General features: G+C 65.3%; 22 protein-coding genes, 1 other RNA gene and 2 pseudogenes. 14 read left to right on the plus strand and 11 right to left on the minus strand.

The annotated features are described in order from the left end of the window. Positions 1 to 124: 124 nt before the first annotated feature. Both PY257_RS03085 and PY257_RS16305 read right to left on the minus strand, forming a co-directional pair. Positions 125 to 1268: pseudogene (locus tag PY257_RS03085) on the minus strand (IS3 family transposase). 73 nt (positions 1269 to 1341) lie between these two features. Further along, positions 1342 to 1614, minus strand: a pseudogene (locus tag PY257_RS16305) (helix-turn-helix domain-containing protein); the annotation flags it as partial. Between the two features lie 32 nt (positions 1615 to 1646). Between PY257_RS16305 and PY257_RS03090 the strand changes: the two are divergent. Together PY257_RS03090 and PY257_RS16310 are read left to right on the plus strand one after the other, a co-directional pair. Continuing rightward, a complete protein-coding gene (locus PY257_RS03090) occupies positions 1647 to 2087 on the plus strand; it encodes a hypothetical protein (protein ID WP_275738637.1) in 441 nt (146 codons plus the stop codon). Next, complete coding sequence (locus PY257_RS16310; RefSeq protein WP_419095646.1) at positions 2047 to 2415, plus strand: BPSL0761 family protein; 369 nt, start codon at positions 2047 to 2049, stop codon at positions 2413 to 2415. Before PY257_RS03090 ends, PY257_RS16310 begins: the two co-directional genes overlap by 41 nt. 23 nt (positions 2416 to 2438) lie before the next feature. Here the strand turns inward: PY257_RS16310 and ssrA are convergent. The 4 genes from ssrA to ompA all read right to left on the minus strand — a co-directional run bounded on the left by ssrA (position 2439) and on the right by ompA (position 5911). Further along, positions 2439 to 2813, minus strand: a transfer-messenger RNA (tmRNA) gene (gene ssrA / locus PY257_RS03095). 278 nt (positions 2814 to 3091) lie between these two features. After that, a complete protein-coding gene (locus tag PY257_RS03100; protein WP_275738777.1) occupies positions 3092 to 3757 on the minus strand; it encodes an HAD family hydrolase in 666 nt (221 codons plus the stop codon). Between the two features lie 8 nt (positions 3758 to 3765). Further along, complete coding sequence (gene ubiG, locus PY257_RS03105) at positions 3766 to 4485, minus strand: bifunctional 2-polyprenyl-6-hydroxyphenol methylase/3-demethylubiquinol 3-O-methyltransferase UbiG (RefSeq protein ID WP_275738639.1); 720 nt, start codon at positions 4483 to 4485, stop codon at positions 3766 to 3768. Positions 4486 to 5269: 784 nt separating this feature from the next. After that, complete coding sequence (gene ompA, locus PY257_RS03110; RefSeq protein ID WP_275738641.1) at positions 5270 to 5911, minus strand: outer membrane protein OmpA; 642 nt, start codon at positions 5909 to 5911, stop codon at positions 5270 to 5272. Between the two features lie 229 nt (positions 5912 to 6140). On the opposite strand from ompA, the gene gyrA reads away from it, so the two are divergent. From gyrA to PY257_RS03170, 12 genes are all read left to right on the plus strand, one after another. Further along, complete coding sequence (gene gyrA, locus PY257_RS03115) at positions 6141 to 8777, plus strand: DNA gyrase subunit A (protein WP_275738643.1); 2637 nt, start codon at positions 6141 to 6143, stop codon at positions 8775 to 8777. Between the two features lie 76 nt (positions 8778 to 8853). Next, positions 8854 to 9960, plus strand: coding sequence for a 3-phosphoserine/phosphohydroxythreonine transaminase (gene serC / locus PY257_RS03120; RefSeq protein WP_275738645.1), 1107 nt, complete (start codon positions 8854 to 8856; stop codon positions 9958 to 9960). Then, positions 9953 to 11065 (plus strand): prephenate dehydratase, encoded by a 1113-nt coding sequence (gene pheA / locus PY257_RS03125; RefSeq protein ID WP_275738647.1) that lies wholly within the window; start codon positions 9953 to 9955, stop codon positions 11063 to 11065. Before serC ends, pheA begins: the two co-directional genes overlap by 8 nt. Position 11066: 1 nt before the next feature. Beyond that, complete coding sequence (locus tag PY257_RS03130; protein ID WP_275738648.1) at positions 11067 to 11984, plus strand: prephenate dehydrogenase; 918 nt, start codon at positions 11067 to 11069, stop codon at positions 11982 to 11984. Beyond that, positions 11985 to 13994 (plus strand): bifunctional 3-phosphoshikimate 1-carboxyvinyltransferase/cytidylate kinase, encoded by a 2010-nt coding sequence (locus PY257_RS03135; RefSeq protein ID WP_275738650.1) that lies wholly within the window; start codon positions 11985 to 11987, stop codon positions 13992 to 13994. Positions 13995 to 14095: 101 nt separating this feature from the next. After that, positions 14096 to 15868 carry a 30S ribosomal protein S1 gene (gene rpsA / locus PY257_RS03140; RefSeq protein WP_275738779.1) on the plus strand — a complete coding sequence of 591 codons (1773 nt, stop codon included), beginning with the start codon at positions 14096 to 14098 and terminating at the stop codon, positions 15866 to 15868. A 73-nt stretch (positions 15869 to 15941) separates the two neighbouring features. Further along, positions 15942 to 16292 (plus strand): integration host factor subunit beta, encoded by a 351-nt coding sequence (locus tag PY257_RS03145; protein ID WP_275738652.1) that lies wholly within the window; start codon positions 15942 to 15944, stop codon positions 16290 to 16292. A 29-nt stretch (positions 16293 to 16321) separates the two neighbouring features. Continuing rightward, positions 16322 to 16603 carry a LapA family protein gene (locus PY257_RS03150; RefSeq protein WP_275738654.1) on the plus strand — a complete coding sequence of 94 codons (282 nt, stop codon included), beginning with the start codon at positions 16322 to 16324 and terminating at the stop codon, positions 16601 to 16603. Continuing rightward, positions 16593 to 17750, plus strand: coding sequence for a lipopolysaccharide assembly protein LapB (gene lapB, locus PY257_RS03155; protein ID WP_275738656.1), 1158 nt, complete (start codon positions 16593 to 16595; stop codon positions 17748 to 17750). The genes PY257_RS03150 and lapB overlap by 11 nt, the downstream gene beginning before the upstream one ends. Before the next feature lie 5 nt (positions 17751 to 17755). After that, on the plus strand, positions 17756 to 18076 hold the full coding sequence (locus PY257_RS03160; RefSeq protein WP_275738658.1) for a ComEA family DNA-binding protein: 321 nt from the start codon (positions 17756 to 17758) through the stop codon (positions 18074 to 18076). Positions 18077 to 18206: 130 nt separating this feature from the next. After that, positions 18207 to 18362, plus strand: coding sequence for a hypothetical protein (locus tag PY257_RS03165; RefSeq protein WP_275738661.1), 156 nt, complete (start codon positions 18207 to 18209; stop codon positions 18360 to 18362). A gap of 129 nt (positions 18363 to 18491) precedes the next feature. Continuing rightward, positions 18492 to 19772 (plus strand): amidohydrolase family protein, encoded by a 1281-nt coding sequence (locus PY257_RS03170; protein WP_275738663.1) that lies wholly within the window; start codon positions 18492 to 18494, stop codon positions 19770 to 19772. 283 nt (positions 19773 to 20055) lie between these two features. Here PY257_RS03170 and PY257_RS03175 read toward each other — a convergent pair whose 3' ends face one another. From PY257_RS03175 to PY257_RS03195, 5 genes are read right to left on the minus strand one after another with little or no spacing between them, the layout of a single operon-like run. Continuing rightward, positions 20056 to 21171: a hypothetical protein gene (locus PY257_RS03175; protein ID WP_275738665.1), complete on the minus strand. Its 1116-nt coding sequence runs from the start codon at positions 21169 to 21171 to the stop codon at positions 20056 to 20058. A gap of 43 nt (positions 21172 to 21214) precedes the next feature. Beyond that, positions 21215 to 22126: a flagellar hook-associated protein FlgL gene (gene flgL / locus PY257_RS03180; protein ID WP_275738667.1), complete on the minus strand. Its 912-nt coding sequence runs from the start codon at positions 22124 to 22126 to the stop codon at positions 21215 to 21217. Between the two features lie 13 nt (positions 22127 to 22139). Next, on the minus strand, positions 22140 to 23507 hold the full coding sequence (flgK, locus tag PY257_RS03185; RefSeq protein WP_275738669.1) for a flagellar hook-associated protein FlgK: 1368 nt from the start codon (positions 23505 to 23507) through the stop codon (positions 22140 to 22142). A 35-nt stretch (positions 23508 to 23542) separates the two neighbouring features. Further along, positions 23543 to 23887 (minus strand): hypothetical protein, encoded by a 345-nt coding sequence (locus PY257_RS03190; protein ID WP_275738671.1) that lies wholly within the window; start codon positions 23885 to 23887, stop codon positions 23543 to 23545. A 15-nt stretch (positions 23888 to 23902) separates the two neighbouring features. Beyond that, complete coding sequence (locus tag PY257_RS03195; RefSeq protein ID WP_275738673.1) at positions 23903 to 25045, minus strand: flagellar basal body P-ring protein FlgI; 1143 nt, start codon at positions 25043 to 25045, stop codon at positions 23903 to 23905. Positions 25046 to 25062 lie beyond the last annotated feature (17 nt).

Raw genomic sequence — 25062 nt, forward strand, 5'->3', positions numbered from 1 at the left:
CCATCTTCCAGATACTTCACGATCTCCCCGACCTTGCGTGCACAACCGAGCGTCACAGGGTTTATGCCATTGACCTGCCCCTCTCGCCGTGACGTCCATAGCGAGGAAGTCCGGGGTTGCAAGATTAATTGATCTCGATCTCAGTGGTCCTTGAGCTGGCTCGAGCTGCATCGCCAGCGCGCTGGCGATGCAGCTGGGCGAACTTCGCCGGTGGCATTCGCCCACAACTGCTGTGCGGCCTCACCTCGTCGAAGTCCCGCCTCCAGACGGCAATGGCCGATCTGGCTTGCTGCAGCGTCTCGAACCACTGCTCGTTCAGGCACTCGTCCCTGAACTTGCCGTTGAAGCTCTCGATGTAGCCGTTCTGCATAGGTCGTCCCGGCTCGATCAGGATGTGGCGGATGCCGTGCGTGCTGGCCTAGGCCATGAATGCACGACTGGTGAACTCCGGGCCGTTGTCGGTGCGCACGGCCAGCAGGTAGCCCCTGAAGATGGAGGCCTGATCGAACAGCCGCGTGACGTACTGGCCAGAGATGCCCCAGTCCACCGCGATGCTCACGCACTCGTGGCTGAAGTCGTCGGCGACCGTCAGGCACTTGATGCGCCGGCCCGTGCTCAGGCTGTCGCTGACGAAGTCCATGCTCCACACCTCATTGACCGTCGCGGCCAGTTGCAGCGGGACGCGCTCGTTGACCGGCCGCTGGGCCTTATTGCGCCTGCGCACCGCCAGGTTGGCGGCGCTGTACAGCGCGGTAGACGCTCTTGTGATTCACACCGGGGAAGTGCGGGCGCAGCATGTCGTGGATACGCCGATAGCCGAAACGCCGGCGTGCATGTGCGATCTCGACGATCTTGCTGCTGAGTTCTTGCGTCATGGCATCGGCCTCGGGCGGATGGCGATAGCTGTCGCGGGAGAGCCCCACAAGCCTCCAGGCGCGCCGCTCGCTCAGATCACATTGCTCGATCATGGTGGCGACGGCCACGCCCTTGGCCTGTGGGGCTAGCGCTTTACCCCGAAGGCGGTGTTCAGTGCGTGGATGTCCAGGTGGGCCTCTGCCAACAGCTTCATGAGCTTGTTGTTCTCCGCCTCCAGTTCACGCAGCCGCCGGGCGTCGGGCACGTCCATGCCGCCGTACTTGGCGCGCCATTTGTAGAAGGTCGCGTCGCTGAAGCCGCCTTTGCGGCACAGATCCTTGATCGGCAAGCCAGCCTCGGCCTGCTTGATGAAACCGATGAACTGCTCCTCGGTAAAATCTGCTCTTTCTCATGTCCGTCATTCTCCAAAGTTGACGGACTTCGCTGCCATTGCGGTGGTACGGCTGGGTGGGGCAGGTCAGGAGAGGTTTGCCCCAACTCCAGCTTCGCGACAGACGTCCGATTCATGTGGGCGTCGAACGCGAGCGTTTCCTGATTCAGACCAAGTGTCGTACGCCGAGCCTTCAGTTCGGCAGCAAAAGCTTTGAGCAAGAGGAAATCGGTTGAGGTTCCCACTCGCCGACTGTTGATGCCTCGCTGCATACATGCATAGCAAAAATGGTACAAAGTAGACAATGATTGCTTGGCTCTGCGTGTCTTGGGAGCGTGCCAGCGTTCAGCCGTAACACTCAAAAGCATCAGGCAGGACACCGAGCAGCAGGACTGGATCCATGTACGGCAACGACAAGGCAAAACACAACGGTTCAACGGGCGCTAATCTGAAAGCTCGGTTCCCGTACATGTTCCAAGGGCCGAACATCGGCCTTGACCTGTACGAAGGATGGATGCAGATCCTGGCGAGAGCCTGCAAGAGGGTGGACGTAGTTCTTGGTCAACACAAGGCTGAATTTCATTTTTGCCAAATCAAGGAGAAGTACGGCAGTGCTCGGTTCTACTACTCGGATTCGGGCATGACTGAGGACCGTCGGAGAGACGTTGATGCGGTACTGGACAACGCCGAGACCGAGACAGAAACCGCCTGCATGTTGTGCGGCAAGCCTGCCAGGATCGACCTCCACGGTGCGTGGTGGGCATGTCTCTGCGAATTCCACGCGACCGAGCGGCGGATGCGTGTCGGCAAACAGGAGGCCTCCGTTGACGCTACCCTATGAACGTCGTCGTGCTTTGGAGTGGGCTGGCGAATTGCTGCGTGACCTCCGATCCCCCCACAAAGACCATCAAATGTGGGACGGCTCGGTGCCAGAGAAGCTCCGTTTGGCAGCACTTCGCATTCTTCGACACTACCCGGAACCTTGGCAAATCGATGCTGCCGTGGAGATGGACGACGTACCCGTTGATGGATGGATCGCCAAAGATCCGATCAGTACGGCTGGTCGATTGAGCCCCGAGTCGCAAGCTCCAACGAACCACCATCAGCCAGGCGAACACGATGTCCATCGGGCGACCGAGCAGGCCGATGCACCAAAAAAAAGGCCTTGAACTTTCGTCCAAGGCCTTTGTACTGGTGGAGCCGGCGGGAATTGAACCCGCGTCCGCGAACCATTACCAAGCAGTTCTACATGCGTAGCTGACTGTTTTGTATCTCATCCCCCTCGTCGCGCAGCAGCACGCTACGAAGGCAACCAGTCACTAAATCTCGTTCGACACCTAGTGACCCGGCGCCGAACCAGCCAATGTAGATTACCGCTCTGTCTCAGGCCTTGCGACCATCAACCCGGACCATTGGCCTTCCGGTGAGCGGCTTGCCGGGATTAAGCGGCTAGAGCGTACGAGTTATCGTTGGCGCTTGATTGTTTTCCACAAAGATTAACGAGCGTTCTGGAGTGCTCGGCATGCCCTACTTGACTCCGAATCCACGTCGAAACCATGTCGGCCCCTAAACCTCATTTTAGATCAAAGCAACGCGGCGCGCTGCCAATCAGTCATCATCAACCACAGCTGGGGACTATGGAAAAACATGGAATACTCCATACTTTCAAAAAAGCAACCGATCACTGGGCGTGGGTCCAAAGTCTAGCAAACTATGGATAGTTAGGGGGCGGCCCCGTTTGCAGTTAGTTTGTTTGAATCTGTTTTACGAGCGCATTCAGCTCGACATGCACCGCAGCGATTCCGTACCCACGTCGAAACCAGTACAGCCCCAAGGATCCATATTTTAGGGCTTTCGGAGCAATTGCAAGAGTTCTTGCGGCGAATTTATGGCGGCCTGCGCGCCCCATGCGGAGATATCGGCCCTGCGACCCAGATAGCCATAGCACGCAGCCACGGTGCCCATGCCCGCCGCCTGCCCGGCGAGGATGTCACGCGCGTCATCGCCTACATAGATGCAGTGCGCGGGCGCAACATCCAACTGCCGCGCAGCCTCCAGCAACGGCGCCGGGTGCGGCTTGGAATGCGGCGTGGTATCTCCACAGACAACGGTGCCTGCGGTCGAGAACAGCGGCATGGCTCGCGTCAGCGGCTCGGCGAACCGCCGGGCCTTGTTGGTGACCACGCCCCATGCCAGCGGCAATGCGCGCAGCTGGCCGATCAACGCCACGATACCGTCGAAGGGTGCGGTGGAGGCCAGCATGCAGCCATCGTAGTTGCTGAAGAACTCCTCGCGCATGCCGGCGAAATCAGGGTGTTCGGGCGAGATACCAAAGGCCTGCGCCAGCATGCCCCGGGCTCCCGCGCCAGCCATGGGGCGGTAATGAGCGATGGGCAGCGAGGGCATGCCGCGGTCGGTGCGCATCTTGTCGGCAGCAGCGGCAAGGTCGGGCGCGCTGTCGACCAGTGTGCCATCCAGGTCGAACAGCACGGCCCTCACGTCGGGAAACAGCATCCGGATCAGCCTTTTCCCTCAGGACGCTGGGTTGCCAGCAGATAGTTGACGCTGGTATCGCGGCTCAGCCAATACCGCCCCGTCAGCGGGTTGTATTGCAATCCCTGCATGCACCGCACGTCCAGGCCCGCGCTGCGGCAGCATGCGGCCAGTTCATGCGGGCGAATCAGGTTCGCATATTCGTGCGTACCGCGCGGCAGCATGCCCAGCACATATTCGGCGCCCACGATGGCCAGCAGGAACGATTTGGCGTTGCGGTTGATGGTGGAGAAAAACACCCAGCCACCGGGCTTGACCAGTTGCCTGCACGCATTGACGACCGACGCCGGGTCGGGCACGTGCTCGAGCATCTCCATGCAGGTGACGATATCGAAGTTGGCCGGCTGTTCAGCGGCGATGGCTTCGGCACTGACCTCGCGGTACTGCACGCCCACGGTGCCGGCTTCCAACGCATGCAGTTGCGCCACGCGCAGGGACTTGCCCGCCAGATCGATGCCCAGCACATCGGCCCCCTTGCGCGCCATGGCGTCGGCCAGGATGCCACCACCGCAGCCGACATCGAGCACGCGCCGGCCCGCCAGCGGGGCGATGCCGTCGACCCATTCGAGGCGCAGCGGGTTGATCTGGTGCAGCGGGCGGAATTCGCTGTCGGGATCCCACCAACGGTGGGCGAGGCTGGAAAACTTGGCCAGTTCGGCCGGGTCCGCATTCAGGGTTTCGCTCATGCGCCCATTGTGCTTGAAGCCGCATCGGCATAGGGGGCAGCCTTCATAGGCTGCACCCCTGCCACACCACCCGGCATGCGGGTCCGCACCGGGCGGTTCGAGAGCTTGAGGTCAGAGCAGCCTGGGCACCCCCAGGCAGGTTCTCTCTCGTCAGCGCCGCTTCCAGCAGGCCACCAGTGCCCGCCATCTGCTTTGCCGACCCCGTGCCCGGGTGTTCACGCGGCGGGCCGCTGGCTTCGTCGCTGACAGGATCACGCGCGGCTTCACCGCGCGCTACGCCCGCCCGCCCGCATCGCTGCGGCATCTGACGCATGGCCTTTGACATCACACGTGTCCTCGGTCACTCACTCTCGTTTGGTCCTTCGTCCTTTTGGTCCTGCCTCAACGGCCCCCGACTCGGGCTACTACGACCTCTGCTGACTTCTCGCTCCGGCAGCAACCGTCAGGCTTTCACCCACAAGGCGAGATCTCCCCGGGTAAGGACACACTCCTTCGCTGCACAACCGCCGGATCTACGCCACTTCGCCTTGATCACAAGAGCTTCGCGGTTCATGGCCCGCTCGCCCTGCTCGGCAGCGCCTTCTATCCGGTTCTTGTTCATCGGCTCGCAGCTTCGCTCCACGCTTCCTCCCCACACTCGGTCGCCCTCATGCAGTTGCGCTTCGCTTCGTTCGCTGTGATCAACTTACGGCGGGACTTGCACCCGCAGGAGTGCGCCCGTGCCGGGCACACCATGAAAAAAGCCCCGCCAAGCGGGGCTTCCTTGCGAGACGCAAACTGGAGATCAGTTGGAGCGGGTGCCGACCACTTCGATTTCCACGCGGCGGTTCTTGGAGCGGCCCTCGGCGGTCTTGTTGTCGGCGATGGGTTGCTTCTCGCCCTTGCCTTCGGTGTAGATGCGGTTCTTTTCGATACCCTTGGACACGAGATACGCCTTCACGGCTTCGGCACGGCGCACCGACAGCTTCTGGTTGTAGGCGTCGGTACCGATGGAATCGGTGTGACCGACGGCGATGATGACTTCCAGGTTGATGTTCTTCACCTTGCCGACCAGGTCGTCAAGCTTGGCCTTGCCTTCGGGCTTGAGCACGGACTTGTCGAAGTCGAAGAAGGCGTCGGCAGCGTAGGTCACCTTGCTGGCGGCGGGCGGCTGGGGAGCCGGGACGGGAGTCTTGGCGGCGGCGGCAGCAGGAGCCGGGGAGGCGGCGGCAGGAGCGGGAGCGGCTGCAGGAGCCAGTGCGCCATCGCAGCCAGGGGCAGCGGTGGCGGGCGTCCAGTTGGCATCGCGCCAGCAGTATTCGTTGGTGCCGTTCTTCCAGACGAGTTCGCCGGTACCGTTCTTCCAGTTGTCGATGCTTTGGGCGCCAGCGGCGGTTGCAAGCGCTGCAGAGGCAAACAACATCGCCACTTTGTTCAGTTTCTTCATGGTTCTCCTCTTGGGGAAAAAGCCGCAGCCGCGCTGCGAATCAAAGACGTCGTCAGTGACCATCACCAAAAACGTTCCATTGATTGTGCCATACGTAACCGCATAAGCGACTCCTGGAGCGGCGTCATTCCGTAGGACAAAAGCGCAATCCTCCGAAGATGTTGCTAGTTCGCGACAGGCGCTTCCACTTAAAATCAGAGCCCATTTGCCGCAGAGCTCCCCGCCTTCCATGACCCAGTTCGCCAAAGAAACCCTGCCCATCAGCCTTGAGGAGGAGATGCGCCGCAGCTACCTCGACTACGCCATGAGCGTGATCGTGGGCCGCGCCCTGCCGGACGCTCGCGACGGCCTCAAGCCCGTGCACCGGCGCGTACTCTTTGCAATGCACGAGCTGAGCAACGACTGGAATCGCCCCTATAAAAAATCCGCCCGCATCGTGGGCGACGTAATCGGTAAATACCATCCGCACGGCGACAGCGCCGTTTATGACACGATTGTGCGCATGGCCCAGGATTTTTCCCTGCGCCATATGCTCGTGGACGGCCAGGGTAATTTCGGCTCCGTCGATGGCGATAACGCGGCAGCCATGCGTTATACGGAAATCCGACTGGCCAAAATCGCCCACGAAATGCTGGCCGATATCGACAAGGAAACCGTCGACTTCGGCCCCAACTACGATGGCAGCGAGAAAGAGCCGCTGGTGCTGCCCAGCCGGCTGCCCAACTTGCTGGTCAACGGCTCCGCCGGCATCGCGGTGGGCATGGCCACCAACATTCCTCCGCACAACCTGAGCGAGGTCGTGGATGCGTGCCTGCACATGCTCAAGAACCCCGACGCGACCATCGACGAGCTGATGGAGATCATCCCGGCGCCCGATTTCCCCACCGCCGGCATCATCTACGGCGTGGGTGGCGTGAAGGAAGGCTACCGCACGGGGCGCGGCAAGGTGGTGATGCGCGCGAAGGTGCATTTCGAGGACATCGACCGCGGCCAGCGCCAAGCCATCATCGTCGACGAGCTGCCCTACCAGGTCAACAAGAAGACGCTGCAGGAGCGCATGGCCGAACTGGTGCACGAGAAGAAGCTCGAAGGCATCAGCCACATCCAGGACGAATCCGACAAGTCAGGCATGCGTCTGGTCATCGAGCTCAAGCGCGGCGAAGTGCCCGAGGTGGTGCTCAACAACCTCTACAAGCAGACCCAGCTTCAGGACACTTTCGGCATCAACATGGTGGCGCTGGTGAACGGCCAGCCACGCCTGTGCAACCTGAAGGACCTGGTGTGGGTTTTCCTGCAACACCGGCGCGAGGTGGTGACCCGCCGCACGGTGTTCGAGCTGCGCAAGGCGCGCGACCGCGGCCACGTGCTCGAAGGGCTGGCGGTGGCGCTGGCCAACATCGACGAGTTCATCCGCATCATCCGCGAATCGCCCACGCCGCCGGTGGCCAAGGCCGAGCTGATGGCCCGCGCGTGGGACAGCACCCTGGTGCGCGAGATGCTCACCCGCACCCGCACCGACGGCGGCGTGGTCAACGCCGACGACTACCGCCCAGAGGGCCTGGACATCGCCTACGGCATGGGCCGCGATGGCCTGTACCGCCTGTCAGACACGCAGGCGCAGGAAATCCTGCAGATGCGCCTGCAGCGCCTCACGGGACTGGAGCAGGACAAAATCGTGGCCGAATACAAGGAGGTGATGGCCGAGATCGAAGACCTGCTCGACATCCTCGCCCGGCCCGAGCGCGTCTCGCTCATCATCGGCGACGAGCTCACCACGCTCAAGAACGAATTCGGCCAGACCAAGGTCGGCGCACGGCGCAGCGAGATCGAGCACAGCGCGCAAGACCTCTCCACCGAAGACCTCATCGCGCCCACCGACATGGTGGTCACGCTCAGCCACAGCGGCTACATCAAGAGCCAGCCGCTCAGCGAATACCGGGCGCAAAAGCGCGGCGGGCGCGGCAAGCAGGCCACGGCCACGAAGGAAGACGACTGGATTGACCAGCTCTTCATCGCCAACACGCATGACTACATCCTGTGCTTCTCCAACCGGGGGCGACTCTACTGGCTCAAGGTGTGGGAGGTGCCGGCGGGCTCGCGCGGCTCGCGCGGGCGGCCCATCGTCAACATGTTCCCGCTGCAGGAAGGCGAAAAGATCAACGTGGTGCTGGCGCTCACCGGCGAGTTCCGCAGTTTCCCCGCCGACCACTACGTCTTCATGGCCACCAGCATGGGCACGGTGAAGAAGACCGCGCTCGACGAGTTCAACAACCCGCGCAAGGCCGGCATCATTGCAGTGAACCTCGACGAAGGCGATTACCTCATCGGCGCCGCGCTCACCGACGGCAAGCACGACGTGATGCTGTTCTCCGACGGCGGCAAGGCCGTGCGCTTCGACGAGAACGACGTGCGCCCGCTGGGCCGCAACGCCCGCGGCGTACGCGGCATGACGCTGGAAGACGGCCAGGGCGTGATCGCCATGCTGGTGGCCGAGGACGAAACCCAGGCCGTGCTGACTGCCACGCAGAACGGCTACGGCAAGCGCACCCCGATCGGCGAATACACCCGCCACGGGCGCGGCACCAAGGGGATGATCGCCATCCAGCAGAGCGAGCGCAACGGCAAGGTCGTGGCCGCCACGCTGGTGCGCACGGACGACGAGATCATGCTCATCACCGACACCGGCGTGCTGGTACGCACCCGCGTGGCCGAAATCCGCGAACTCGGCCGTGCCACGCAGGGCGTGACGCTGATCGCGCTGGACGACGGCGCCAAGCTGAGTGGCCTGCAGCGCATCGTGGAGAACGACGCCCACGTGGCTGGCAACGACGCCGAGGGCGACGATGCGCCCACGGATGCCGCCTGAGCGCCAGACGCTACATTTTTGATAGCTGCCAGCGCAGGTTATTCCTGCGCTAGGGCCCATTTTCACCGATATTTTCATGCACCGCCCATACAACTTCTCCGCCGGCCCTGCCGCCATTCCCGAGGAAGTACTGCGCCAGGCCGCCGCCGAAATGCTCGACTGGCATGGCAGCGGCATGGGCGTGATGGAAATGAGCCACCGCGGCCGCGAATTCATCTCCATCTACGAACAGGCCGAAGCCGATCTGCGCGAACTCCTGGCCGTGCCGCCGCAATTCAAGATCCTGTTCATGCAGGGCGGCGGCCTGGCCGAGAACGCCATCGTGCCGCTGAACCTCTCGCGCGGCGGCGCCTTGGACTTCGTGGTCACCGGCGGCTGGAGCCAGAAATCGCAGCAGGAGGCGCGCAAGTACGCCAGCGTGCGCATCGCCGCCTCGGGCGAAGCCAGCGGCTTCACCACCCTGCCCGATCCGGCCACTTGGCAGCTCGACCCGCAGGCCGCCTACGTGCACGCCTGCACCAACGAAACCATCCATGGCGTGGAGTTCCAGCGCCTGCCCGACCTCAAGGCCCTGGGCAGCGACGCGCCGCTGGTGATCGACTTCTCGTCGCACGTGGCCTCGCGCCCCGTGGACTGGTCGCGCGTGGGCCTGGCCTTCGCCGGCGCGCAGAAGAACCTGGGGCCCGCCGGCCTCACGCTGGTGGTGGTGCGCGAAGACCTGCTCGGCCATGCCCTGCCCGCCTGCCCCAGCGCGTTCGACTACAAGACGGTGGCCGACAACCAGTCGATGTACAACACGCCGCCCACCTATGCGATCTACATCGCCGGGCTGGTGTTCCAGTGGCTCAAGCGCCAGACCGACGGCGCGCTGGCCGGCATAGCCGCCATGGAGGCGCGCAACATCGCCAAGGCCAAGCTGCTGTACGGCTTCATCGACGGCTCGCAGCTCTATGTGAACAAGGTCGCCCCGGACTGCCGCTCGCGCATGAACGTGCCGTTCTTCCTGCGCGACGAGAGCCGCAACGACGCCTTCCTGGCCGGCGCCAAGGCGCGCGGCCTGCTGCAGCTCAAGGGCCACAAGTCGGTGGGCGGCATGCGCGCCTCGATCTACAACGCCTTGCCATTGGCGGGCGTGCAGGCGCTGGTGGACTACATGCGAGAATTCGAGCAGCACCATGCCTGAGACGTCCCCCGCCGCTCCCTCCACTTCCCCCGCACTGGCCGAACTGCGCGTACAGATCGATTCGCTCGACCGGCAACTGCTGGATCTGCTCAACCAGCGCGCCCATGTGGCCGAGCAGGTGGGCGAGCTCAAGCGCCACGAGGGCACGCCCTTCTTCCGCCCCGACCGCGTGGCCCAGGTCATCGCCAGGATGCAGGCCGCCAACCCCGGGCCGCTGAAGGACCTGCACATCGCCGCCATCTGGCGCGAGATCATGTCCTCCTGCCTGGCGCTCGAATCGCCCCAGCGCGTGGCCGTGCTGGGCCCGGCGGGTACCTTCTGCGAGCAGGCCGCGATCGAATACTTCGGCGGCGCTGCCGACCTGATCTACTGCGCCAGCTTCGACGAGGTGTTCCACGCCACCGCCAGCGGCAGCGCCCAGTACGGCGTGGTGGGCGTGGAGAACATGACCGAGGGCGTGGTCACGCGCTCGCTCGACCTGTTCCTGCATTCGCCCACGCACGTGGTCGGCGAGGTCAGCCTGCTGATCCGCCACAACCTGCTGCGCCAGGTCAACGCGCTCGACGGCATCGAGGCCGTGCTGGCCCATCCGCAGGCGCTGGCGCAATGCCAGAACTGGCTGGCCAAGAACCTGCCGCACGCCGAGCGCCGCGCCGTCGCCAGCAATGCGGAGGGCGCGCGCCTGGCCGCCACCAATCCGGCCTGGGCCGGCCTGGCCAGCGAGCGCGCGGCCACCCAGTTCGGCCTGCACATCGTCGCCCACGCGATCCAGGACGAGGCATACAACCGCACGCGCTTCGCCGTCATCTGCCTGCCGCAGACGCTCGACACGCCGCCGCCCTCCGGCCACGACTGCACCAGCCTGATCGTCTCGGTCCCCAACCAGCCCGGCGCGGTGCACGACCTGCTGGTGCCGCTCAAGGCCAACGGCGTGTCGATGACGCGCTTCGAGTCGCGACCCGCACGCACCGGCCAGTGGGAGTACTACTTCTACATCGACATCGACGGCCATCCGGCCCAGCCCCACGTGGCCAAGGCGCTGACCGAACTGCGCGCCCTGTGCGCCTTCTACAAGGTGCTGGGTACCTACCCGGTAGGCAAATAGCATGTTCGAGCAGTTGGGCCTGATCGGCTGCGGCCTCATGGGCGGCTCGTTCGCGCTGGCGCTCAAGAAGGCCGGGCTGGTCAAGCGCGTGGTGGGCTACAGCAAGTCGCCCTCCACCACCGACCGCGCGCGCCAGCTCGGCGTGATCGACGTGGAGGCGCCCTCGGCGCTGCTGGCCGTGGCCGGGGCCGACATCGTGCTCGTGGCCGTGCCCGTGGCGGCTACGGAAGCCACGCTCAAGTCCATCAAGCACCTGGTCACGCCGCAGATGCTGGTGATGGACGTGGGCTCCACCAAGGCCGACGTGGCCGCCGCCGCGCTGCGCGCGCTGCGCGACCAGGCCGGATCCTTCGTGCCGGCCCACCCCATCGCGGGCAAGGAAAAGTCGGGCGTGGAGCATGCCGACGCCGACCTTTTCACCGGCAAGCAGATCGTGCTCACGCCCACGCAGCAGACGACACAAGCCAAGCTGCAGCAGGCGCGCGAAGTATGGACCGCCCTCGGCGCGCGCGTCATCAGCATGCCGCCCGAGGCGCACGACGCCGCTTTCGCTGCGGTCAGCCACCTGCCCCACCTGCTGGCCTTCGCCCTGCTCTACAGCATCGCGGGCCAGTCCTACGGGCAGGACTACCTGTCGCTCGCGGGCCCGGGCTTCCGCGACTTCTCGCGCATCGCCGCCAGCGAGCCGCAGATGTGGCGCGACATCTTCTTGGCCAACCAGGACGAACTGCTGGAGCAGTCCAAGCGCTTCCAGCAGGCGCTCTACGCATTCGAGAAAGCCGTCAAGCGCGGCGATGCCCAGGCGCTCGAAGGCATGATCGCCCTGGCCAGCGAGACCCGTGCGCAATGGCGCATGGGCGCCTGGCCCGCGCTGCAGACAAGCGCGGGCCAGGCGCCCTCCGCCCCCCCGCAGCCGTAGATGTTCACCACCACATTTCTGGACATTCCCCCGCTGGCGGGCGCCGACGGCAGCGTGACCCTGCCCGGCTCCAAGAGCATTTCCAACCGCGTCCTGCTGCTGGCCGCGCTGTGCGAAGGCCAGACCTCCGTGCACGACCTGCTCGACTCCGACGACACCCGCGTCATGCTCGAAGCCCTGCGCCAGCTCGGCTGCGGCGTGGAACAGGCCGAAGGTGGCCCGCTGCGCATCACCGGCCTGGGCGGCCAGCCGCCAGCCACGGCGGCGCGGCTGTTCCTGGGCAACGCCGGGACGGCCATGCGCCCGCTGACAGCGGCGCTGGCGGTACTGGGTGGCGACTTCGAACTCTCGGGCGTGGCGCGCATGCACGAGCGCCCCATCGGCGACCTGGTGGACGCACTGCGCCAACTGGGCTGCCGCATCGACTACCGGGGCAACCCCGGCTACCCGCCGCTGGCCATCGGGCAGCCCGCGCTCCGGCTCGATGCGCCGATTGCCGTGCGCGGCGACGTGTCGAGCCAGTTTCTCACTGCGCTGCTGATGGCGCTGCCGCTGGTCGCACGGCGCGACATCGTGATCGACGTGGTGGGCGAGCTGATCTCCAAGCCCTATATCGAGATCACACTGCAGTTGCTGGCGCGCTTCGGCGTGGTCGTGCAACGCGAGGGATGGAGCCGCTTCACGGTTCCGGCAGGCAGCCGCTACCGTTCGCCCGGCAGCATCCACGTCGAGGCGGACGCCTCATCTGCTAGCTATTTCATAGCGCTTGGCGCAATATCCACGGGCGATGCAGGCCAGAATGGCATCAAGATTCTGGGCGTAGGCGCGGACTCGATTCAGGGTGACATCCGTTTCGTCGAAGCCGCCCGTGCCATGGGCGCGCAGATCGACAGCGGCCCCAACTGGCTGCATGTGCGGCGCGGCGCCTGGCCGCTCCAGGCCATCGACCTCGACTGCAACCACATTCCCGACGCGGCCATGACGCTGGCCGTGATGGCGCTCTATGCCGACGCTCCCAGCACACTGCGCAACATCGCGAGCTGGCGCGTGAAGGAGACCGACCGCATTGCCGCCATGGCCACCGAGGCGCGCAAGCTCGGCGCCACCGTGGAGGAGGGCCTGGACTGGCTGCGCATCCATCCCCTGCCCGCTGGCCACTGGCGCGCGGCGGCCATCCATACCTACGACGACCACCGCGTGGCGATGTGCTTCTCGCTCGCGGCCTTCAATCCCGACGCGCGGCCCGTGCGCATCCTCGACCCGCAGTGCGTGGCCAAGACCTTCCCCGACTATTTCGAGACGCTGTTTGCGGTCGCGCAGACGCCCGTGGAGCGCATCCCCGTGCTTTGCATCGACGGGCCCACTGCCTCGGGCAAGGGCACGGTGGCGGCGAAAGTCGCGCAGCGCCTGGGCTACCACTTCCTTGACTCGGGCGCCATGTACCGCATCACCGCGCTGGCGGCAACACGCGCGGGCCTGGCGATCGACGCGGCGCACGAAGAGCGCATCGCCGCCCTGGCGCGGCAACTGCCCGTGCGCTTTCGCGCCGGTCGCATCCTGCTCGCCGGCGAGGACGTGAGCGAGGCCATCCGCACCGAGGAGGCCGGCATGAACGCCTCGCGCGTCTCGGCCCTGCCCGCCGTGCGCGCCGCGCTGGTGGCGCTGCAGCTGGGTTTTCGCGGCCTGCCGGGGCTGGTCGCCGACGGGCGCGACATGGGCACCGTGATCTTCCCCAGCGCCCCGCTCAAGGTGTATCTGACGGCCAGCGCCGCATGCCGCGCCGAACGCCGCTATAAGCAGTTGATTTCAAAGGGGATTTCAGCTAACATCGACGACCTTCGCGCTGACTTGGAGGCGCGCGACGCACGGGACTCGTCCCGGCCCGTCGCGCCGCTCAGGCCGGCGCAAGACGCCCTGCTGCTCGACAGCTCCGCACTGACGATCGAACAAGCCGTCAGCCAGGTGCTGCAGTGGTGGCAGGAAAGGCAGCCTTTCCCCCGCGCGGACTAGAACCCGCGCAGTGCAGGCTGCCGCCCAGGCCCACGCCGCTCCCGCCGCGCAACATGCGCACCGGCAGCGTGGTTGTTCAAAGAACCGCGGTGTAAACCGCAATACCACCACCGTCCCGGACTTTTAAAAACGGCCGCGCCACGCAATCCCGCTTTTTGCGGCTGGAAACCCGCGACGGAACAGGAAAATACATGACTGAATCTTTTGCCGCCCTTTTTGAAGAATCGTTGCAGCGCTCCGAAATGCGCGCCGGCGAGGTCATCACCGCCGAAGTCGTGCGCATCGAACACAGCTTCGTCGTCGTGAACGCCGGCCTCAAGTCCGAAGCCTATGTTCCGCTCGACGAGTTCAAGAACGACAAGGGCGAAGTCGAAGTCCAGGTCGGCGACTTCGTATCGGTAGCCATCGACGCCATCGAAAACGGCTACGGCGACACCATCCTGTCGCGCGACAAGGCCAAGCGCCTGGCCTCCTGGCTGGCGCTGGAAAAAGCCCTGGAATCCGGCGAATTCGTCACCGGCACCACCAGCGGCAAGGTCAAGGGCGGCCTGACCGTGCTGGTCAACGGCATCCGCGCATTCCTGCCGGGCTCGCTCATCGACACCCGTCCGATCAAGGACCTGACCCCCTACGAGAACAAGACCCTCGAATTCAAGGTCATCAAGCTCGACCGCAAGCGCAACAACGTGGTGCTGAGCCGCCGCGCCGTGGTGGAAGCCTCCATGGGCGAAGAACGCGCCAAGCTGATGGAAACCCTGAAAGAAGGCGCCATTGTTCATGGCGTGGTCAAGAACATCACCGAATACGGTGCGTTCGTGGACCTGGGCGGCATCGACGGCCTGCTGCACATCACCGACATGGCATGGCGCCGCGTGCGTCACCCATCCGAAGTGGTGACGGCGGGTCAGGAAATCACGGCCAAGATCCTCAAGTTCGACACCGAAAAGAACCGTGTCTCGCTGGGTCTCAAGCAAATGGGCGACGACCCCTGGATGGGCGTCAGCCGCCGCTACCCGCAGGGCACGCGCCTGTTTGGCAAGGTCACCAACATCGCCGACTACGGCGCGTTCGTCGAACTCGAACCCGGCATCGAAGGCCTGGTGCACGTCTCCGAAATGGACTGGACCAACAAGAACATCGCCCCCGCCAAGCTGGTTTCGCTGGGCGACGAGGTCGAGGTCATGGTGCTCGAGATCGACGAAGACAAGCGCCGCATCAGCCTGGGCATGAAGCAGTGCAAGGCCAACCCCTGGCAAGAGTTCGCGCAGAACACCAAGCGTGGCGACCGCGTCAAGGGCCCCATCAAGTCCATCACTGACTTTGGCGTGTTCGTGGGCCTGGCTGCCGGCATCGACGGCCTGGTGCACCTGTCCGACCTGTCGTGGAACGAACCCGGCGAAGCCGCGGTTCGCAACTACAAGAAGGGTCAGGAAGTCGAGGCCATCGTGCTGGCCATCGACGTGGACCGCGAACGCATCAGCCTGGGCATCAAGCAGCTCGACGGCGACCCGTTCACCACTTTCGTGACGGTCAACGACAAGGGCCAGACGGTGACCGGCAAGGTCAAGACCGTGGACGCCCGTGGCGCCGAGATCGACCTGGGCAACGACATCGTGGGCTACCTGCGCGCTTCGGAAATCTCCCGCGACCGCGTGGAAGATGCCCGCAACGTGCTCAAGGAAGGCGACGAAGTCACGGCCGTGGTGGTCAATGTGGATCGCAAGACCCGCAATATCCAACTGTCCATCAAGCAGAAGGACATGGTCGACCAGCAGGAAGCCATGGCCAGCCTGAGCCAGCAATCGAGCCGCGAAAGCGCCGGCACCACCAGCCTGGGCGCCCTGCTGCGCGCCAAGCTGGACAACAACAACTGATCCAGCGATCGGCAACCACCCCCGCGGGGCGGCCTTCTGCACCGCAGGGGCCGCCCTGTTTTTCTTTCCTCTTTTGCGCACACGCACCGAAGCCACCATGACCCGCTCAGACCTCGTTGAAGAACTCGCCGCACGGTTTAGCCAACTGACCCACCGCGACGCGGAATTCGCCGTCAAGGCCATCCTAGACGCCGTAGGCGAAGCGCTGGTGCGTGGCCACCGCATAGAGATACGCGGCTTCGGCAGCTTCTCGGTCAACCACCGTCCGCCGCGCATGGGGCGCAACCCGCGCAGCGGCGAAAGCGTGGCCATCCCCGAAAAGCGCGTGCCACACTTCAAGCCCGGCAAAGCCTTGCGCGAAGCCGTGGACCGCCGCACTGCGGAAATCGAAAGCTCCTTGCAGCAGGCCCAGAAAGCGGCCTGAGTAGAATCGCCCCGTCACAGAGGAGACGGATGAAATACCTCATGTGGCTGCTCAAGGCAGCCATTTTTTTTACCCTTTTCGCATTCGCACTGAACAACCAGCAGGACGCAACCGTGCACTTCTTCTTCGGCACGGCCTGGCGCGCGCCGCTGGTGCTGGTGGTTCTCGCGGCCTTCGCGGGTGGCCTGGTGGTGGGCGTGCTGGGCATGGTGCCGCGCTGGTGGCGGCACCGCTCCGCGGCGCGGCGCGCACAGCAGGCCACGCCCGCCGCACCTGCGCAGGGCGCCACCGCACGCGACCATGGAATTTGACTTCGCCTGGATCCTGCTCGGCCTGCCGGTTGCCTTCATGCTCGGCTGGGCCGCGTCACGCTTCGATCTGCACCAACTGCGCATGGAGAACCGGCGCGCGCCCAAGGCGTATTTCAAGGGCCTGAACTACCTGCTCAACGAGCAACAGGACCAGGCCATCGACGCCTTCATCGAGGCAGTGCGCATCGACCCCGACACATCGGAGCTGCACTTCGCGCTGGGCAACCTGTTCCGCCGCCGCGGCGAATACGACCGCGCCGTGCGCGTGCACGAACATCTGCTCTCGCGCGGCGACCTGAACCGTGCCGACCGGAACCGCGCCAAGCACGCACTTGCACTCGACTTCCTCAAGGCCGGTCTGCTCGACCGCGCCGAGGCCGCACTGGCCGACCTGGAGGGCACGCCGTTCGAGCAGCAGGCACGGCTCGCGCGGCTGGCCATCTACGAGCGTTCGCGCGAATGGCCGCAAGCCACCACCATCGCCCGCAAGATGCAGGCCGCAGGCCAGGGCGACTTCAGCGCCCGCCAGGCCCACTACCTCTGCGAGCAGGCCCAGGCCCACGCCGCCGCGGGGCGGTTGGCGCAGGCCGAGATGCTGCTGCGCGAAGCGCTCGACGCCGCGCCCCAGGCGCCGCGCGCGCGCATCGAACTCGCGCGCCTGCTGCTGCAGGGCAGCAAAAGCCAGGAAGCCTTCGACACGCTCGCTGCCATCGAGCGGCAGGCGCCCATGGCGCTGCCGCTGGCAGTGCCGCTGCTCATCGAAACCGGCCAGGCCGCTGGCCGGCAGGCGGAGGTTTCCACCCTGCTGCGCGACAGCTACGCGCACACTCCGTCGCTGGACGTGCTCGACGGCATCGTCGCGTTGGAGCAGGCCCTGCCGGCACCCGGCCAGGACGCTCGCATGTGGTACGTGCGCCACTTGGAGCGTGAGCCCTCGCTCGTCGCCGCCGCACGCTGGCTGGCCGGCGAAAAGCTGGAGCACGAGCAGTACCACGCCCAGGTGCAGCGCGCGCTGGACCACGCCACGCGCCCGCTCACGCGCTACCGCTGTGCCGCCTGCGGCTTCGAGGCGCGGCAGCATTTCTGGCAGTGCCCAGGCTGCCAGACCTGGGACAGCTACCCCGCTCGACGCGTGGAGGAACTGTGAGAAAAATGGGAAAACCAGCGCGCGCCCTGCTCTGCCTTGCGGTTCTGGCGCTGGCGCTGCCTGCATGCGCACTGGAGGTCAACGAGGCCACCGAGGCGCAGCTCGACAGCATCAAGGGCATAGGCCCCGGCCTGTCGGGAAAGATCCTCGAAGTCCGTGCGCACGATGGCGCATTCCGCGATTGGACCGACCTCATCCGCCGCGTGCGCGGCATCGGCCCTGCTTCGGCGCGGCGCCTGTCGGAGCAAGGGCTGACAGTGCAGGGCCAGGGCTTCGGCCAGGCGCCCCAGGCATCCGGCGCGGCGCGCGCTTCCGCCTCCCCATAAGGTTTTCTATTGCCGCGCATGGTCGATAGATAGAATCGACCGCAATGCTCGACTTCAGTACCGGCCAGCAGTACGTTCCATCAATACAGTTACTAAATAGTAGCTAATCGCGATGCTTGCTCCTCAACTCATGAAAGTAGTGATCATGGCGAGAAAATCTGAACGGCCGGCGTTGGTGCTGACGCGGGAACAACGCATCACGCTGCAAGAACTTGCTGCTTCGCGTGTGGCGCCTGCGCGCGAGGTGGAGCGTGCCAAGGTGATGCTGGTTACGCCGGCCCTTTGAAGTCGAGAGTCGTCGTGAACGGACTGCCACAGGCAAACGACTCACGAAAGTTCAAAATTCATGGGGCCGGAGCAATAGGATAACTAAAGAGCCATCCCTCACGAAAACCCTTTCCTCAAGGCGCCCTCGATGCTCGATCTGCTCATCACCAACGCCAGCCTGCCCGACGGGCGCAAGAACATGTCCGTCGCCGTGCAGGGCGGGCGCGTCGCCGAAGTGGCCGAGGGTCTCGCAGCCCCCGCGTGCGAGACCGTGGACGCAGGCGGCCTGCTGCTCTCGCCCCCGTTCGTGGATGCGCATTTCCACATGGACGCCACGCTCTCCTATGGCCTGCCGCGCGTGAACCAGAGCGGCACGCTGCTCGAAGGCATCGCACTGTGGGGCGAGCTGAAGCCCCACCTGACGCACGAGGCGCTGGTGGAACGTGCCCTGGCCTACTGCGACTGGGCCGTGGCGCGCGGGCTGCTGGCCATCCGCAGCCACGTGGACACCAGCGATGCCAGCCTGCTGCCAGTCGATGCGCTACTGGACGTGAAGCGCCGCGTGGCACCCTACATCGACCTTCAACTCGTCGCCTTCCCGCAGGACGGTGTGCTGCGCAGCGCAGGTGGCGTGGAGAACCTGAAGCGCGCGCTGGACCGCGGCGTGGACGTGGTGGGCGGCATACCGCATTTCGAGCGCACCATGGCCGACGGCGCCGAGAGCGTGCGCCTGCTGTGCGAGATCGCCGCCGACCGCAGCAAGCGCGTGGACATGCACTGCGACGAAAGCGACGACCCGCTGTCGCGCCACATCGAGACCCTGGCCTTCGAGACCCAGCGCTTGGGCCTGCAAGGGCGCGTGACCGGCTCGCACTGCACCTCCATGCACAGCATGGACAACTATTACGTGAGCAAACTGCTGCCGCTGGTTGCCGAAAGCGGCGTGAGCGTGGTGGCCAACCCGCTCATCAACATCACCCTGCAGGGCCGCCACGACACCTACCCCAAGCGCCGCGGCATGACGCGCGTGCCCGAACTGCTGGCCGCCGGCGTGAACGTGGCTTTCGGCCACGACTGCGTGATGGACCCGTGGTACAGCCTGGGCAGCGGCGACATGCTGGAAGTGGCCCATATGGGCCTGCACGTAGCGCAGATGACCAGCCAGGCGGCGATGCGCCAGTGCTTCGAGGCCGTCACGGCGAATGCGGCGCGCGTCATGGGGCTGGAGGGCTATGGGCTGGAGGCGGGCTGCAACGCCGACTTCGTGCTGCTGCATGCGCGCGACACGGTTGAAGCGATCCGGCTGCGCGCGGCGCGCCTCAAGGTGTGGCGCCGGGGGCGGCTACTGGCCGAAACACCCGCCGCAGCGACAACACTGCGCCTGGAGGGCCGACCCGGCAACACCGACCTCCTGCGCGCGCGGCCCTGAAAAAGCGGCCTGGCTATGCAGGGCGCCGGCCAGGGACGTCACTTCCCTGGCCCCAGGGAATCTCTGCACGAATCGAGCGGCAAGCCGGACACTGCGGATCTGAATGGGCTGCAAGGCGCAAACCGCAGCCATAGCTGAAGCTATGGCGAGGATTTACAACGCGCAGACCGCCCGCGGCCGCAGATGCACGCGGCGCGGCGAATCACACCAAACGGATGAGCCCCGGAACTGCAAGGTTTCGGGGCTTTTCCCTTTGGACCATGCGCCCCGCCAATGGGGCAAGCTACACGATGGTCGCGCCCAGCAGCGCCACCACGCGCTCGCGGCTGATGCCGATGAGCGCAGGCGCCACTGCAGAGACGAACTGGTAGCCCGACTGCTCGCCCCGCTGCGCGAACTGCGCGCTGAAGTCCGCCACCCAGGCGGAAATGCCGAGCGTGCCATCATCCTCCCCGCCTTCAACCGCAGGCGTTATCTGGCTCGCGGCGCGGGACAGCGCCGCCCGCACCTGCTGCTGCGCTGCGTATACGCGGCTCTGGGCCTCCAGTACCGCCTGCAGGGTCTGCCGCATGGCACTGCGGCTGTGGACGGACCAGGTTTCCGGCCGCACCGCGCGCGGCACGGTCTCGGGACGCGCGAGATGCATCTGCCCGGCGGGATAACGCACGCCGCCGCCCTGGATGGCCAGGGAGTCGCGCACGGATGGCCATTGCGTTTCGGCCACGTCGAACTGCAACTGGCCCTGGCCGTCGAGCGCCGCGCGCACCCCCGTGGGAGCCAGCGCGAAGTCCATGCGCTGCACCTGCTCGGGCAAGGGCACCGATGGATCGATTGCCACCGGAATGGGCTGGCGGCCCGCCCCTCCTACGGAAAAGAACAGCGTCTCGCGGCTACCACCCTGCAATGCCTTGGCGTCGAGCCCGGCCACGCGGAACGGCTGACGCGCGTGGCCCCGCCTGCCGTATGAGAGGTTGCCGTCCAGGCTCTGCATCGTGGACTGGGGCCGTTCGCGCCAGCGCCTGGCAAAGTCGCCCAGCAGCTTGTCCAGCGCCGCTGCTTCGCCCGCCGGCGCCGTCCCGTCCTCGGCATCGGAAGAAAGTTGCGCCAGTTTGCTGCCCAGCGCCGTCCGCAAGCCTTGCAGACGTTCCGCGAGGTCACCCAGGAAGCTCAGTGCCTGCTGGGCACCAGCGACGTCCTGGTTGTACTGCGGTATCCATGTCTTCAGGCCCGCGCGGACCGGCGCAGCCTGCGCGGCGGTCGATGCGGCTGTTGCATCCGCGTCAGCTTTCGTGGCGCCGGAAAAAACGCCCTGCGCGTCCCCGCGCGCAACGAGCAGTTCCACCCCGGCGCGCGTGCGCTGGGGTGTCAACCGTGCCGAAAGCGGGGACTCGACCTGCATGGCTTGCGGGAACCCTTTCTCTTGCTATGGAGCGTCCGTAGGCTCAAAGCACATCGAACAGCGACAGGTTGCTGACCTTCGCATAGGCTTTCTGCGTGGCCTGCACCGCCGTGGTGTAGCCATTGAGCTTGACTGCGGCATCGCCGTAGTCGAGCTGGCCAATCGTGATTGCCGCGTTTTGGTTGGACAGGCTAACGTTGGCGTGCGTGTCGTCCAGCGTCTGCAGGATGTTGCTGCGCCCGCCCAGGCGCGCGATCTGGGCGTTCACGCTGTCGAGCGCGGTGTCCATGCCAACCAGGCTGATCGTCAGCTCAGCGCGCATGACCGGATCGTTCACGTTGACGCTGGGCGTGCTCAGCGTGGCGTAGACGCGGTCGAGCAAATTGAGCAGGGGTGCCGCTTCGGGCAGGCTGATGTTGGCGGGCTGCGTCACGCCGTTGCCCACCGTCACCAGTTGCTGGCCCACGTTGCCGGTGAACGAATAGCGCGAACCGAGCGGCTGCAGTGGGTCATAGGTGATGGCAGGCATGTCGGTCATCGTGCCGGAGAACACGTAGCGCCCTTCCTGGTCGCGGCTATTGGCCGTGTACAGGATGCTCTCGCGCAGCGAGTCGATGGAAGTGGCCATGGCGTTTAGGTCCTGCGGCACATTGGCGCCATCCAGCGCCCACACCAGTAGATCGCGCACCTGCATGGTGTCGTTCACGATGCCGTCGAGGTACGCCTCGTTCTGCTGCAGGTGCGAGGTCAGGGTTTCGATGTTCTTGCGGTACTGGTCCAGCGCCGCCTCTTCGCGGCCTAGGCGCATGAGCCGTACCTGCGCAATGGGGTCGTCCGAGGGCTTGAGCAGGCGGTTGCCGGTAGCCATCTGCTGCAGGACCGCGCCCGCGCGTTCGTTTGCCAGTTGCAGGGCTGTGTTCATGGTGCTGTGATACTGGGTGCTGGAGATTCGCATGAAAGGCACTCCGTCAGCCGAACATCGCCAGCACGCTGTCGAACAACTGGTTCGAGACAGCGATGACCTTCATGTTGGCTTCGTACATCTGCTGGTACTGCATGAGATTGATGGCCTCCTCGTCGGCATTGACACCGCTGGTGGACTTCCAGCTTTCCACGGCTTGGTTGCGCACTGTCGTGGCGGTGGAGAGCGACACTTGGTTCTGCTGGCTACCCATGGCCAGCCAGCCCACCAGTTGGGTATGCGCGTCGCTGAGCAGCACGGCACCCGTCAGGCCCAACGTCACGGGCTGGTCTTTCACCGTAAGAAGCGTCTGCAGATTACCGCTGTCGCCCAGCAGCGTCGCGTTGCTCGAAAACGCCAGGTCCTGCGGCAGAATGCCACTGCTCACCTGCATGATGCCGCTGAGGGGCGCGGCGTCGAACAAGGGCGCGCCCACCGAGCCATTCATGGCAAAACCGGCCGCCAACTGCGTATTGATGTTGGTGGTGATCTGCTGCGCCATCTGCTGGATCGATTTCTGCAGCGGCAGCAACTGGTCCTTCTCGAAATCGCCCAGGCCGCCGAGGCTGCCGCCGAGTCCCGATGCGGCCAAGCTGAATTGCTCGTTCACGAACCCCAACTTGAGCGACTGCGGGCTGGTGGACGCATCCACGCTCAGGGTGCCGGCCAGGGAGCCCAGCACCAGCGGCTGCCCGCCCCGCAGGGACACGTTGCGCGAACCGTCTTCCTGGTCTACCACCTGGATGCCGACCAGGCCCGCGAGTTCGTCGATCTTGTTGTCGCGCTCGTCGATCAGGCCCGAGGCGTTCACGCCCGTACCGCGCGTGCCGGCGATCTTCTCGTTAAGCTTGGCGATGCTGGCCGTCAATGAATTGACTTGCGACACCATGGCTTCGCGCTGGCGGTAGACCGATGCCAGTTGGTTGCCGAACAACTGGTTCAGGCTGTTGAAGCGCTGCGCCAGCGCATCCGCCGTATTGATGACCTGCTGGCGCAGCGGCGTGGAGGTGGGCTCCATGGTCGCCGCGTTCAGGGCGGCAAAGAAGGCGTCGATGCCGCCATCGATGTTGGAAGTGTCGTCACCCATGACCGATTCGAGCTGTGTCAGGTAGGGCTGTGATGCGGAATACTGGCTCTGGTCCGAGTTCGTCTTCCACAGCTGCTGGCTCTTGTAGCTGTCGCTGAAGCGCAGCAGGGCCGACACTTCCACCCCGTTGCCCGGCGAGCGGGTACCGCCCAGCAGTTGCACGGACGACAACAGCACCCCCTGCCGGGTGTAGCCCGGCGTCATGACGTTGGCGACGTTCTGGCTAGCCGTTGCCAAGGCCGCCTGGGCCGCCAGAGCGCCGGACAATGCGATGTTGTTGATTGTCATATCGGAAGGAGGGTGTTGGCGTAGCGGTGGATGCCTTACCTAGGCAGGGCGACCATGGTGGTAGGCGACTTAAGCGCCGTGCTGGGCAGGAGCTGGCGCAGGATCACGTCGGCGATGCCGAACGCATGCTGGCCGGCCATGGCATCGGCCACCAGCGTGTCGGCCAGGTCGAGCATGTCCTCGTTGACCCGGTCGTGGTAAATGCTGTCCTCGCCGGCCAGCTCGCGCGTGCTGCGCCGCATGCCGCGCAGCATTTCGGTGATGAAGAGCCCTTCGAACTTGCGTGCGGCGTCGCTGGCCTTGGCGTGCAGAACCGGGTCCGTGCCAGCGGCAGCCGCATCCGCAGGCGTGGTTGGCAGGGTGGGATCGAGCATGGACATGGTATGGAACCCTCCTCAGATCACGATCAATTCGCCCTCGATGGCGCCGGCCTGGTCCAGCGCCTGCAGAATCGCCATGAGGTCGTCGGGCGACGCCCCGATGCTGTTGATGCTGTCCACGATGGTCTGCAGGCTGGTGCCTGCCGCCAGCTTGAACATGTGCCCGGAGCCCTGCTCCACGCTCACCAGCGACTGCGGCACCACCTGGGTCTGGCCGCCGCGGCTGAAAGGCGCCGGCTGGCTCACCGCAGGCTGCTCGGAAATAACCACCTTGAGGTTGCCGTGCGACACCGCGGCGGGCCGCACCCTAACGCCGTCGGCGATCACCACCGTGCCCGTGCGCGAGTTGAGGATGACCTTGGGCATCTCCTCGCCCACATCCACGTTCAGCGCCTGCAGTGCCGCCACGAAGCTCACGCGCTGGGTCGGATTGGCCGGGGCCATGACCTCGATGCTTGTGGCGTCGTGCGCGCTGGCAATCTCGCCGTAGCGCCGGTTGATGGTAGTGACGATGTTGGTGGCGGTCTGGAAATGCGGCCGCCGCAGGCTCAGGCGCACGGTGCCACCGGCGTCGAAGTCGCTTTCGATCTCGCGCTCGATGCTCGCGCCGTTGGGCACGCGCCCCGCCGTCGGCGTGTTGACCGTGACGCTCGACCCGCTGGCACCCTGGGCCATGACGCCGCTGATCACCAGATTGCCCTGCGCCAGCGCATAGACCTCGCCGTCCGCTGCGCGCAGCGGGGTCAGCAGCAGCACGCCGCCGCGCAGACTCTTGGCGTCCCCCATCGACGAAACCGTGACGTCGATGGTCTGGCCCTTGCGATAGCCGGGCGGAAAGGTGGCACTGACCATGACGGTGGCGGTGTTCTTGAGCTTGGGGTCGGTGCGCTCGGGCATCTTCACACCGAACTGCTTGAGCATGTTCAGCACCGACTGGCCCGCGAACTTGATCTGCGTTCCGTCGCCGCTGCCGCGCAGGCCCACCACGATGCCGTAGCCGATCAACTGGTTCTCGCGCACGCCCTCCACCTGCACCAGATTGCGCAGCGCCTGCTGGGCTGCCTGGGCCACGCCCGGCAGGCCGCAGGCGAGCGCGCCGCACAGCGCCAGCCGGCCAAGAAATCGGAAGAAGCAAGTGGATGCAAAGGTAGGGCGCATGGCAACTCCGCAGGTCG

It is taken from the genome of Curvibacter soli (genome assembly GCF_029211125.1).
GTDB classification, from domain to species: Bacteria; Pseudomonadota; Gammaproteobacteria; order Burkholderiales; family Burkholderiaceae_C; genus Curvibacter_A; species Curvibacter_A soli.